At 69.0% G+C, this 12726-nt stretch carries 11 protein-coding genes; 5 read left to right on the forward strand and 6 right to left on the reverse strand.

Going from position 1 to position 12726, the window contains the following annotated elements:
* Positions 1-28: 28 nt before the first annotated feature.
* Positions 29-1894, reverse strand: coding sequence for a lectin (locus OHT76_RS30320; RefSeq protein WP_328874039.1), 1866 nt, complete (start codon positions 1892-1894; stop codon positions 29-31).
* Between the two features lie 115 nt (positions 1895-2009).
* On the opposite strand from OHT76_RS30320, the gene OHT76_RS30325 reads away from it, so the two are divergent.
* Both OHT76_RS30325 and OHT76_RS30330 read left to right on the forward strand, forming a co-directional pair.
* Positions 2010-5015, forward strand: a complete 3006-nt coding sequence (locus OHT76_RS30325; protein ID WP_328874040.1) for a glycoside hydrolase family 3 protein — start codon at positions 2010-2012, stop codon at positions 5013-5015.
* 80 nt (positions 5016-5095) lie between these two features.
* Entirely contained in the window at positions 5096-6439 is a 1344-nt protein-coding gene (locus OHT76_RS30330; RefSeq protein WP_328874041.1) for a hypothetical protein, read from the forward strand.
* A 63-nt stretch (positions 6440-6502) separates the two neighbouring features.
* Here OHT76_RS30330 and OHT76_RS30335 read toward each other — a convergent pair whose 3' ends face one another.
* A complete protein-coding gene (locus OHT76_RS30335) occupies positions 6503-7282 on the reverse strand; it encodes a S1 family peptidase (RefSeq protein ID WP_328874042.1) in 780 nt (259 codons plus the stop codon).
* Between the two features lie 186 nt (positions 7283-7468).
* Here OHT76_RS30335 and OHT76_RS30340 point away from each other — a divergent pair, with 186 nt between their 5' ends.
* Complete coding sequence (locus OHT76_RS30340; protein ID WP_328874043.1) at positions 7469-8026, forward strand: YdeI/OmpD-associated family protein; 558 nt, start codon at positions 7469-7471, stop codon at positions 8024-8026.
* 84 nt (positions 8027-8110) lie between these two features.
* Here OHT76_RS30340 and OHT76_RS30345 read toward each other — a convergent pair whose 3' ends face one another.
* Complete coding sequence (locus OHT76_RS30345; protein WP_328874044.1) at positions 8111-8707, reverse strand: YceI family protein; 597 nt, start codon at positions 8705-8707, stop codon at positions 8111-8113.
* Between the two features lie 384 nt (positions 8708-9091).
* Here OHT76_RS30345 and OHT76_RS30350 point away from each other — a divergent pair, with 384 nt between their 5' ends.
* Positions 9092-10675 carry an acyl-CoA carboxylase subunit beta gene (locus tag OHT76_RS30350; protein WP_328874045.1) on the forward strand — a complete coding sequence of 528 codons (1584 nt, stop codon included), beginning with the start codon at positions 9092-9094 and terminating at the stop codon, positions 10673-10675.
* A 46-nt stretch (positions 10676-10721) separates the two neighbouring features.
* On the forward strand, positions 10722-10913 hold the full coding sequence (locus OHT76_RS30355; RefSeq protein WP_328874046.1) for an acyl-CoA carboxylase subunit epsilon: 192 nt from the start codon (positions 10722-10724) through the stop codon (positions 10911-10913).
* Positions 10914-11196: 283 nt separating this feature from the next.
* Here the strand turns inward: OHT76_RS30355 and OHT76_RS30365 are convergent, their stop codons facing one another.
* The 3 genes from OHT76_RS30365 to OHT76_RS30375 form a co-directional block, all read right to left on the reverse strand.
* A complete protein-coding gene (locus OHT76_RS30365; protein ID WP_328874047.1) occupies positions 11197-11418 on the reverse strand; it encodes a hypothetical protein in 222 nt (73 codons plus the stop codon).
* Positions 11419-11496: 78 nt separating this feature from the next.
* On the reverse strand, positions 11497-12078 hold the full coding sequence (locus OHT76_RS30370; protein WP_161225504.1) for a GTP-binding protein: 582 nt from the start codon (positions 12076-12078) through the stop codon (positions 11497-11499).
* Entirely contained in the window at positions 12059-12649 is a 591-nt protein-coding gene (locus OHT76_RS30375; protein ID WP_328874048.1) for a DUF742 domain-containing protein, read from the reverse strand. The genes OHT76_RS30370 and OHT76_RS30375 overlap by 20 nt, the downstream gene beginning before the upstream one ends.
* Positions 12650-12726: the final 77 nt, after the last annotated feature.

The following is a 12726-nucleotide window of genomic DNA, read 5'->3' on the forward strand; positions in this document are numbered from 1 at the left end:
TAGGGGCGGCGGGGGCGAGGAAGAGCCCCTACGTCAGGCGCCACTTCTGGTTGGCGGCGCCCGTGCACGACCAGATCTGTGCCCGCGCCCCGTTCGCCGACGAGTTGTCCGTCACGTCCAGGCATTTGTTCGCGGCCGCGTTCACCACATCACCCGTGGCCGCGTTGTACGACCAGGCCTGCGCCCCCGTGCCATTGCAGTCGTACAGCTGCACCTTCGCACCATCCGCCGTAGAACCCCCGGTCACATCCAGGCACTTGCCAAGGGCCCGCACCGACCCGTCCGCCCCCACAGTCCAGCGCTGCGCCGCCGACGAGTTGCAGTCGTACAGCTGCACCGCCGTACCGTTCGCACTCGAACCCCCCGCCACATCAAGGCACTTGCCCGCGAGGCCGACGAACGCCCCCGACTGCGACGGCCCCTCGGTCTGTGTCCCCGACCAGGTGAACGTCGCCGACGTCTTGCCCGGGAGGGAGTACGTCGCGTGCTGGGAACCCCAGTTGATCGTCACCGTCTTCGCCGTTGACGCGTCGTTGTAGGCGATCAGCGCCTTCGAACCGTCCGGGTTGCGCCAGGCCACGTTCGGCACGGACGCCGACGCCGTGGAGGCGATGCGATGGGCGCCCGGTCGGACGAACTTCGTCAGGTGGCCCATCGTGTAGTACTCGACGGTGTAGTCGACCTGCCCGTGCCGCGCATCGCCGTTGTGGACCGTGATCAGACCGTCGCAGACGCCGCAACCGCCGTTGTGCGGACCCCTGTTCTGATCCACCGCCAAGGACCACTTCGTCACCGACTTCGCCCAGTTCCGGGTGTAGTCGATGATGTTCATCATGTCCTCGCGCTGCTGGTTGGCGATCCAGGTGCCGCCCGAGTGCTCGGTGCCGAACGCGTCCAGCTGCGGATACTGGTTGTGTACGGCCGTCTGCTTGGCCACATCACCGCCGTAGCCGTGCCAGGCGATGCCGCCGAAGTTCGGGTGACTGCGGATCGCCGCGTCGTCGACCGTCTGCGCCGCGTAGGCGTCGTAGTCGGACCAGTTCCAGTCGTGCGCCAGCACCTTCGTCGACAGGCCGGCGCTCTGCAGCTTCGGCAGCAGCTCGTTCTTCGTGAAGTACGCCAGCCCGCCGGCGTTCCAGCTCATCGACGGATAACCCGCGCAGCACGTCGGCTCGTTCTGCGCTGTCACGTACGAGATCGGGATGCCCTGAGCCTGGTAGGCCTGCACATACTTCACGAAGTACGAGGCATAGGCCCCGTAGTGCTCCGCCTTCAGCCAGCCCCCGTTGAGCTGCCCGCTGTCCTTCATCCAGGCGGGCGCGGTCCACGGCGAGGCCATCACGGTGAGCGCCGGATTCAGCTGCTTCGCCTGCTTGGTCAGCGGCACCACGTCCTGGAGGTCATGCGCGATGGAGAACTCCGAGAGATCGGTGTCCGTCTGCCCCGCCGGCATGTCGTCGTACGTGTAGCCGAACCGCGCGAGGTCCGAACCGCCCATCGGATTGCGCAGGAACGACAGCCCGATGCCCTCCGTCGGCGAGAACAGCTTGCGCATGGTGTCGTCCCGGGTCGCCTGGGACAGCGCCCCGCTGCCGTCCATCAGCCAGGCCGCGGTGTCCGTGAAGGACGCGCCGCCGCCGGTGAAGGTCTGGTACCGGGTGTTCTCGTCGACGGTGATGTTCTCGCCCGAACCACCGCTGCCGGCCTGGAAGTTGAACGGCGCCTGCGCCTGGAGCCCGCGCACGACATGGCGTCCGCCGGAATCGTCGGTCGTGGTCAGATACGCGGTGACCTGTTCACCGGCCGCCTGCGCCGGGGTCGTGGCCGCGGTGAAACCGGCCGTGGAGAGCAGCCCGGCCAGGAGCAGCCGGAGTACGTGGGGGGATCTCCTCATGGTGCCTCACCTTCCCGAAATGTCTGACGTGACGTCTTGACGGGTCTGCGGGCCGTTAGTTAACTCACGGCGTGATCTAAGTCCTGAGTGAACCATGAGAGTCGAGGGAAGGTCCATGCCAAGAACCGCCCTGCTCGTCTCCACCGCTCTGCTCGCCGCACTGGTGCCGCTGTCGTCGGCCCGCGCGGCGGAGGAACCCGCACCCGTCCCCGTCGACCGCTTCGAAGGGGAAGTCCCCTTCGCCGGCCCGCCCGCCGAGGGCATCTTCACCTGGGGCAGCGACAACGACGATCCGCCCACTCTCCAGCTCAGCGCCCGAGAGGACGCCCCCGAGGGCGAGAAGGTCCTCGCCGGCACCTACGACATCAGCGGCTACGGCGGCTTCACCCACGACTTCGCCTTCGACAAGCCCGCCCACAACTGGTCGGCGAGCAAAGGCATCCGCTTCTGGTGGGACGGACAGAACAACGGCAAGAAGATCGCCTTCGAGCTGAAGGACGGCGGCGCCAACGGCGAGGCCTCCGAGCTGTGGACGACGTCCTTCACCGACGACTTCAGCGGCTGGAAGCAGATCGAGATCCCCTTCACCGACTTCGTCTACCGCACGGACTACCAGCCCGTCGGCGGTATCGACCAGATCCTCGGCCTCACCGAGATGTGGGGCTACGCCGTCACCCTCCCGGTCGGAGCGCCGGGCCAATTCGCCATGGACGGCGTCGAGTTGTACGGCAAGGCGGATCAATCGCTGCGCGCCTCCGTCACCACCGATGCCGCGGTGTACCCGGTGCGGGAAGGCGGCACGGCGGACGTGAAGATCTCCGTCGTCACCACCGGTTCCGCCCCCATCGACGAACCCGTGACCGTCGCGTACGAGACCAGCGGCGGCACCGCCGACTCCGGCAAGGACTACACCCCGGTCACCGGCACGGTCACCTTCCCCGCAGGCACTACTTCCGGCACCACCCGCACGGTCCAGGTCCCGACCCTGAAGGACCGCTCCGCCGAGTCCGCCGAGACGGTCCCGCTGAAGCTGACGGTCACCGGCGCCAAGCCGCCCACCGAGACCCCGCAGATCGTCGTCGACGCGCACGGACTGCCGTATCTCAACAGCAAGTTGCCGGTGAACAAGCGCGTCGCCGATCTCCTCGGACGGATGTCCCTGGCGGAGAAGGCCGGTCAGATGACCCAGGCCGAGCGCGGCGCGATGGGCAAGCCCGGTGACATCGCCGCCTACGACCTCGGCTCGCTGCTTTCCGGCGGCGGTTCCACCCCGACGCCCAACACCGCCGAGGCCTGGGCGAAGATGATCGACTCCTTCCAGCTCAGGGCGCAGGCCACCCGCTTCCAGATCCCCCTGATCTACGGCGTGGACGCCGTGCACGGCCACAACAACCTGGTCGGCGCCACGGTCATGCCGCACAACATCGGCATCGGGGCCACCAGGGACGCCCAACTCGCCCAGCGGGCAGGCGCGGTGACCGCCGCCGAGGTCCGGGCCACCGGCGTCCCCTGGGACTTCGCCCCTTGCCTCTGTGTCACCCGCGACGAACGCTGGGGGCGTTCCTACGAGGCCTTCGGCGAGGACCCGGCCCTGGTCGAGTCCATGGAGACGGTGATCCAGGGTCTCCAAGGCCGCGCGGACGGACGGGACTTGGACCGCGGCGACAAGGTCCTCGCCACCGCCAAGCACTTCGTCGGCGACGGCGGCACCGAGTACGGCTCCTCCACCACCGGCACCTACACCATCGACCAGGGCGTCACCAAGGTCACCCGGCAGCAACTGGAGGCCGTACACCTGGAGCCGTACGAGGAGGCCGTCGACCGGGGCATCGGCACCGTCATGCCGTCGTACTCCTCGCTCGACCTGATCGGCGACGGACAGGGCCCGGTGAAGATGCACGCCCGTGGCGACATGATCAACGGCGTCCTCAAGGGGCGGATGGACTTCGACGGCTTCGTCATCAGCGACTGGAACGGTATCGACCAGATCCCGGGCGACTACGCGAGCGACGTCCGTACGTCGGTCAACGCCGGAGTCGACATGGTCATGGCGCCGTACTCCTACCAGGACTTCCACTCCGCCCTCGTGGCGGAGACGGAGGCCGGGCGCATCAGTGAGCGGCGTGTCGACGACGCGGTGTCGCGGATCCTGACCCAGAAGTTCAAGCTCGGGCTCTTCGAGCAGCCGTACGCCGACACCAGCGGGGCCTCGGAGATCGGTTCCGCCGAGCACCGGGCCGTGGCGCGCCAGGCGGCGGCCGAGTCGCAGGTGCTGCTCAAGAACACGCAGGGCCTGCTGCCGCTGAAGAAGTCGCAGAAGGTGTACGTCGCCGGGTCCAACGCCGATGACATGGGCAACCAGACCGGCGGCTGGACCATCACCTGGCAGGGCTCCTCCGGCGACATCACCCCGGGCACGACGGTCCTGGAGGCAATGCGGAAGAACGCCACGGATCTGACGTACTCCAAGGACGCCTCCGCCCCGACTGACGGCCACGACGTCGGTGTGGTCGTCGTCGGCGAGACCCCCTACGCCGAGGGCGTCGGCGACGTCGGCAACGGCCATGACCTGGAGCTGTCGGCCGCGGACCAGGCGGCCGTCGACAAGGTGTGCGCCGCCATGAAGTGCGCGGTGCTGATCGTCTCCGGGCGGCCGCAGCTCCTCGGCGACCGGCTCGGCGACATCGACGCCCTGGTCGCCTCCTGGCTGCCGGGCACCGAGGGCGACGGCGTGGCCGATGTGCTGTACGGAAAGCGGCCCTTCACCGGGCAGCTCCCCGTCACCTGGCCGAAGTCCGAGGCACAGCTGCCGATCAACGTCGGGGACGCCTCGTACGATCCGCAGTTCCCGTACGGCTGGGGCCTAACCACCCTGACCAAGGTCCCGGAGGGCGGTACCACGACCCTCAGGGCGCTCGGCATCGCAGCCGCGGCGGCCGAGCGGGCCGGGGCCGACGAGGCGGGCCGTGCGCTGGTGACCAAGGCCAGGCTGATCGTCCAGCAGAAGGCGGCGATCACGTCGGCGTACGCCAAACCCTTCGCAGAGGCGGACCGGCTGCTGACGCAGGGGCGGTACGGAGCGGCGGTGGAGAAGCTGACGGCTGCCTACCGGGCGGCCTAGCGGTTCTGGGTACCGGGTCCGGCGGGATTGCCCCCGTCGGGCCCGGTACGTTTGCCCGTTTCGTCAGGTAGCGTCGAGGTATGAGGACTCCGTTGCTCCGGGGCCTTATGCGCTGGGCCCTCGTCCCGGTCGCCGCCACGCTGGCGGTGCTGACCGCCGGTGTGCCCGGCGCGTCCGCCGCCGCGGATCTGTCGACGGTCGCCGAGGCGCTGCGTGAGGACCCCGTCTATGTGGACCCCGCCGCCTCCGACCAGCTGTCGTCGTCGGACGCCGAGGCGCTAGCCGACAAGATCAGAGACGCCGACAAGCCCGTCTTCGTGGCGGTCCTTCCGGCCGACCAACCCGAGGAAGACCTGTTCCGGAACCTGCGTACCGAGACCGGGATCACCGGCCTGTACGCGGTCCGCAGCGGTGACCGCTTCGGCGCCCAGGCCGACTCCTCCGTGCTGAGCAACCAGTCGGTGGACAACCTGGTCACAGCCGTGCAGGGCACCGACGACGTCAAGGCCCAGCTGAACGACTTCGTCGACTCGGCCCTGCTGAACGTGGGTGGCTCGGCGCCGTCGTCCTGGGGCTCCACGACCGACGACGGCGTACCGGTCGCCGGTCTGGTCACCACCGGTGTGGTGCTGGCCGCGGGCGGCGCGGGCGCGTACGCGCTGGTGCGGCGTCGGCGTCTGATGCACGAGCAGGAGCAGCGGGCCGCGCTGGAGAAGCTGCGGGTGGTGGTGGACGAGGACATCACGGCCTTCGGTGAGGAGCTGGAGCGGCTGGACTTCCACCCCGGTGAGCGCGGCGCCGACGACGCGATGCGCACGGACTACGAACACGCCCTGGACTCCTACGAACAGGCCAAGCGGCTGATGGAGGCGGCGACCAAACCGGAGGACGTCAAGGCGGTCACCCAAGCCCTGGAGGACGGCCGCCACTCGCTGGCGGTGCTCGCCGCCCGCCGTGAGGGCCGCCCGCTGCCCGAACGCCGGCCGCCCTGCTTCTTCGACCCCCGGCACGGCCCGTCGGTCGCCGACGTGACCTGGACGCCGACCGGTGGCCCCACCCGCGAGGTCCCGGTCTGCGCGGCCGACCAGGCACGCCTCGCCGACGGCCAGGACCCGATGATCCGCGAGGTCACCACCGATACCGGCGCCCGCCGCCCGTACTGGGACGCCGGACCCGCCTACGGCCCCTGGGCCGGCGGCTACTTCGGCGGCGGCATCCTCCCGGGCCTGCTCATCGGCACGATGCTCGGCAGCATGATGGCCAGCCCCGCCTACGCCGCCGACTACGGAGCCGGTTACGGCGACTTCGGCGGCGGATACGAGGGCGGCGATGTCTCGGGCGCCGACTTCGCCTCGGACGACTTCTCCGGCGGCTTCGGCGGCGGGGACTTCGGCGGGGGCGGGGACTTCGGTGGAGGGTTCTGACGGACGGGACGGGCCCGGCGAGGAGCGGCGCCGGGCCCGTCGTACGGCCGTAATGCCGCCGTACTACAGAGAAGAGGCCGCCGAGGCGATGGCCGAGGCGAAGGTGGAGACCTCGGTGTAGACACCGGGGGCGTTGGGGCGGGCGCAGCCGATGCCCCAGCTGACTATGCCGACCTGGATCCACTGGTTCGCCGCGTCCCGGCGGAACATCGGGCCACCGGAGTCGCCCTGACAGGTGTCGACGCCACCGGCGGTGTAGCCCGCGCAGATCTCCTCGTTCGCGATGAGACCGCTGTACCCGCTGTACGACCGGCAGGTCGCGTCGCTGACGAACGGCACGGTCGCCTTGAGCATGTACCGCTGCTGGCCACCGCCCTCGGTGGCCGCGCCCCAGCCGGCGACGGTGAAGGTGCCGGTGTTGTACTGCGTGGTCGTGGCGATCTTCAGCGTGGGCAGATTGATCGGCTGGGCGAGCTTGATGAGCGCCCAGTCCTTGCCGTCGCCGTTGTAGCCGGGGGCGCGGTACACGTAGGTGGAGCGGACCTGGATCCGGCTGCTGGACTGCAGGTCCACGACGCCGGCGGTGGCGGTGATGCTGGTGTTGGCGCCGGTGCGGCCCACGCAGTGCGCGGCGGTGAGCACGATCTGCTGCGTGTAGAGCGCACCACCGCAGCCCATCGACAGCCGCACCATGAACGGGAACTCACCCTGCGCGGCACGGGTTCCACCGACGACGGGCGCGGGCGCCGCCTGCGCGGCGGAGACGGGCTGAAGGCTGACGACGGCGAGCGCGGCGGTGGCGGCGACGGCGCATCTCTTGAGCGCCTTGAGGAGAGTCTTCAACGGGATGCCTTCCGTGGGGGGTTGGTGGAGGCGTGCGAGGACGTGCGCGACGTTGTCGCGAGCACGTCAACGCTGTGCTCGGATTATGAGAAGGCTGTGAGCGCGAGGCAAGGGGGCCAATCCGGCCAGGCGCGCGGGGCCGCACAGAGGACGGAAACTGACCTATTTCGCGCCTACTGTCTCCCCATGACCACCGCCGAACCCCTCTTCTTCGCCTCCGTCGACGCCCTCGACGCCTGGCTCACCGCGCATCCCGCCCCGCATCCGGGGCTCTGGGTCAAGGTCGCCAAGAAGGGGTCGGGGATTGCGTCCGTCGACTGGGTCGAGGTCAATGACGTGGCGCTGTGCCACGGTTGGATCACCGGGCAGCGCAAGGCGCTGGACGAGTCGTACTTCCTGCAGAAGATCACCCCGCGCCGACCCGGCAGCCTCTGGTCGATGGTCAATGTGCGGCGGGTCGCGGAACTGAGCGCCGCCGGACGGATGCGGCCCGCCGGGCTCGCGGAGGTCGAGGCGGCGCGGGCGGACGGGCGGTGGGAGGCGGCGTACGAGTCGCAGAAGAACGCCACCGTGCCGGAGGACCTGACGGCGGCGCTGGAGCGGAACCCCCGGGCGCGGGAGGCTTTCGAGAAGCTGGGCAGGACGGACCGCTATCAGCTGATCCTCGGCCTGCTCCAGGCCCGTACCCCCAAGAGTCGTGCGGCCAGGCTGGCCGCGGCCGTCGCCAGGCTCGAGGCCCCGTAGACAGCCGAGCGCCCGCCCTCCCGCTGGGGGAGTTGGAGGGCGGGCGCGCTCAGGGGGTGCGGCGGGAGAGCGAACGCAGCGGCGTCACGCGTTGCGGATCGCCGAGATGTCGAAGTTCAGCTTGATCTTGTCGGAGACCAGGACGCCGCCCGTCTCCAGGGCCGCGTTCCAGGTCAGGCCCCACTCGGAGCGCAGGATCTCGGCCTTGCCCTCGAACCCGACGCGCTCGTTGCCGAACGGGTCCTTCGCGGCACCGTTGAACTCCAGGTCGATGGTGATCGGCTTGGTGGTGCCGAGGATCGTCAGGTCACCGGTGATGCGGTAGTCGTCGCCGCCCAGGGCCTCCGCCTTGGTGGAGCGGAAGGTCATGATCGGGAACTCCTCCGTCTTGAAGAAGTCCGCGCTCTTGAGGTGACCGTCACGGTCCGCGGAACCGGTGTCGATGCTGTCCATCTTCACGTCGAGGGAAGCGCTGGACTGCGCGGGGTCGGAGCCGTCCAGGTGCAGCGAGCCGGTGAAGTCCAGGAACTTGCCCTTGACGTTCGTGACCATGGCATGACGGGCGACGAAGCCGAGCGTGGTGTGGGCCGTGTCGATGGTGTAGTCGCCGGTCAGGGCGGCGAGCTCGGGGGTGACGGCGGCGGGGGCCTCGACGGTGTTCTTGCGGCCGAAGATGCTCATGACGTTCTCCTTGGGGACGATGTTGAACATTGAACTACCCAACACGGATGACCGTAGACCTATTCCGTTCGGATTTCAACAACATCCACAGAGTGTTTAAGTAGTCGCTGTCCGTCGTCGTTTCTGTGCCGCTACCCTCTCGATGGGCGAGGGCGAGCCGCCGACTGCGCGCCCTTGTCACTCCGGGGGTGGCATGTGCGAACCATGAATGTGAGGCGGCTCTCAGCAGCCGTCTTTGTCTGACCCCTACAAGCGGGACGCCCTCTGAGCAGGAGGAACGGCTGCATGCCGTCGTGGTTCTGTTCAGGGGTACCAGGAAAACGGGTCGGAGACTGTACGGAGTCGACGGCCCGCTTTCCAAGGCGTTCTTCGTAAGGTCGCTACATGACCGTTTTGGAAGAGACGACGGGTGAGCCCACGGACGCGCGCGGCCGGGTCGCCGAGCTGCACGAGATCCGTGCCCAGGCGCTGGCCGGTCCCAGCGAGAAGGCGACCGAGGCGCAGCACGCCAAGGGCAAGCTGACCGCCCGGGAGCGGATCGAGCTGCTGCTCGACCCGGGCTCCTTCCAGGAGGTCGAGCAGCTGCGTCGGCACCGGGCCCAGGGGTTCGGCCTGGAGGCCAAGAAGCCGTTCACGGACGGTGTCATCACCGGCTGGGGCACGGTGGAGGGCCGCACGGTCTTTGTCTACGCCCATGACTTCCGCATCTTCGGCGGCGCGTTGGGCGAGGCCCACGCCACGAAGATCCACAAGATCATGGACATGGCCATCGCGGCGGGCGCGCCGCTGGTGTCGCTCAACGACGGTGCGGGCGCCCGGATCCAGGAGGGCGTCAGCGCCCTCGCGGGGTACGGCGGCATCTTCCAGCGCAATACGAAGGCGTCGGGCGTCATCCCGCAGATCAGCGTCATGCTCGGCCCGTGCGCCGGCGGCGCGGCCTACTCGCCCGCCCTCACGGACTTCGTGTTCATGGTCCGCGAGACCTCGCAGATGTTCATCACCGGCCCGGACGTGGTCAAGGCGGTGACGGGCGAGGAGATCACCCAGAACGGCCTGGGCGGCGCGGATGTGCACGCCGAGACCTCCGGCGTCTGCCACTTCGCGTACGACGACGAGGAGACGTGCATCGCCGAGGTGCGCTACCTGCTGTCGCTGCTGCCGCAGAACAACCGTGAGAACCCGCCGCGGGTGGAGTCCACGGACGCGGCCGACCGCCGCGGTGACGTCCTGCTGGACCTGGTTCCGGCGGACGGCAACCGGCCGTACGACATGGCCAAGGTCATCGAGGAGATCGTCGACGACGGCGAGTACCTGGAGGTCCACGAGCGCTGGGCGCGGAACATCATCTGCGCGCTGGCCCGTCTGGACGGACAGGTCGTCGGCATCGTCGCCAACCAGCCGCAGTCCCTCGCCGGGGTGCTGGACATCGAGGCCTCGGAAAAAGCTGCGCGCTTTGTCCAGATGTGTGACGCTTTTAACATCCCGATCGTCACTTTCCTCGATGTCCCGGGCTTCCTTCCGGGCGTCGACCAGGAGCACGGCGGAATCATCCGCCACGGCGCGAAGCTGCTGTACGCCTACTGCAACGCGACCGTGCCGCGGATCTCGCTGATCCTGCGCAAGGCCTATGGAGGTGCCTACATCGTCATGGACAGCCAGTCCATCGGTGCGGACCTCACGTATGCGTGGCCGACGAACGAGATCGCCGTGATGGGCGCCGAAGGTGCCGCCAACGTCATCTTCCGGCGCCAGATCGCGGAGGCCGAGGACCCCGAGGCCATGCGGGCCCGCATGGTCAAGGAGTACAAGTCCGAGCTGATGCACCCGTATTACGCGGCCGAGCGGGGTCTGGTGGACGACGTGATCGACCCCGCGGAGACCCGCGAGGTGCTGATCCGCTCGCTGGCGATGCTCCAGTCGAAGCATGCCGACCTGCCGTCCCGCAAGCACGGCAACCCCCCGCAGTAACCCACAGGTACCGCTGCGGAAACCTCTCTCACGGAGACTGACACCCATGAACCTCCCTGACATTCGCGTCGAGAAGGGCCATGCCGGGCCCGAGGAAGTAGCCGCCATCACGGCCATCCTGCTGGCCCGAGCAGCCGCCCGGCCGACGCCGGAACCGGCCCACCGCGGCCGAGCGAAAGCCGGCTGGCGCCGCCTGGAGCGCGAGCCCGGTTTCCGGGCACCGCACAGCTGGCACTGAGCGGTTCAGTCGAAGACGACCTCGGTCCCTGGGAAGTCCAGGGCGCCGGGGTCGTTTGGCATCCGGCAGTTGTCGAGGGTGAGTTGGCGGACCTTGGGTGCCACGAAGTCCGGGGACGAGGGCCACGCGGAGACGTCGACGTGGTGGAGGTTGACCCAGCCCCTGCCAGCGCAGCAGCGTCGTCTTGCCGGAGCCCGCCTCGCCCCGCAGCAGCACCCGCGAGGAACCGCGCAGGGCCGCCTCCACGCGCATTCCGGAGCCCTACCCGGCCACTTCCTCCCAGTCACTCATGTCCGCCCGCAGGCGAGGGAGCGAGCGGGCCGCACGCCGCCACGCCGTGTCGTCGCCGGTCGCGCGCAGGCTGACGTACGAACAGCCGCTCGTACAGGCTGCTTTCAGCCTCGTTCAGGCCCCGCAACGTGTCACAGACCGCGTCGATCACCGTCTCCGGCGAGGCCGGCCCTCTGAACTCGTGCTCCAGGAACGGCTCCAGGCGAGTGCTCATCCCCGCCCCCCTCGCCAAAAAGCAACGGCCCCCATCTCTCCCACAGGAGAAACGAGGGCCGCAAGCACATCGTGCCGACTACCGCAGGCGCGCCATCAGCGCGTGCTCGACCAGCGTGATCAGTGTCGACTTGGCGTCCGCGCGGTGGCGGGCGTCCGTCGTGATGATCGGGGTGTCGGGGCCGATCTGCAGGGCCTCGCGCACCTCGTCCGGGTTGTACGGCTGACTGCCGTCGAAGCCGTTGAGGGCGATCACGAACGGAAGTCCGCTGTTCTCGAAGTAGTCGACCGCCGGGAAGCAGTCGGCGAGCCTGCGGGTGTCGACGAGCACGACCGCGCCGATGGCGCCGCGCACCAGGTCGTCCCACATGAACCAGAAGCGGTCCTGGCCGGGCGTACCGAAGAGGTACAGGATCAGGTCCTGGTCCAGGGTGATACGGCCGAAGTCCATGGCGACCGTCGTGGTCGTCTTGTCTCCGGTGTGGGTGAGGTCGTCGATGCCTGCCGAAGCAGACGTCATGACGGCCTCTGTGCGCAGCGGGTTGATCTCCGAAACGGCCCCGACGAACGTGGTCTTGCCCACGCCGAAGCCACCCGCCACCACGATCTTCGCCGAGGTGGTGGAGCGGGAAGGACCGCCGCTAGAGCTTGCGAAGTCCACTGAGCACCCTTTCGAGCAGTGTCACGTCTGGCTGGCCGCCGGCGTTCTCGTCGCCGCCGGGCTGATGGATGGCGACCAGGCCCGCCTCCGCCAAGTCGGCGACGAGGATCCTGGCCACGCCGAGAGGGATCGTCAGGAGGGCGGAGACTTCCGCCACCGACTTGATCTCGCGGCAGAGGTTGCAGATCCGCTGATGCTCGGGCAACTGGCCCTGCATCTGGTGCGGCTGCGCGGTGGTGTGCACCAGTGCCTCGATGGCGAGCTGGTAGCGCGGGCGCGTCCGGCCGCCGGTCATGGCGTACGGGCGCACCAGGGGGTTGTTCGACGCCCCGGCGGGCGCCGGCTCAGGGGTGCGTCGCTGCGGCTGCACGGGCTGGATGCGCGGTGCCTGCGGCTGGTCGTACGGGGACGGGCCGGGACCCTGCGGCCCCTGCGGCTGCCCGTACGGCTGCTGACGCCGCTGGCTCGGCGTGGAGGGGAAGTTGTACCGGTTCTGGGAACCGTCGTTCTGGCCCTGGGCAGGGCCGTACGACCAGTTGCCCGATGATGAACCGTCTGGGGGTGTTGCCACTTTCTCTCCTCCTCCGACTGTGCCTGGCACCCATCAATGTGGAGCCGCGTCCCGAAACCTTACGGCCACGGGACGCC

Source organism: Streptomyces sp. NBC_00287, from assembly GCF_036173105.1.
In the GTDB taxonomy this organism is placed as follows: domain Bacteria; phylum Actinomycetota; class Actinomycetes; order Streptomycetales; family Streptomycetaceae; genus Streptomyces.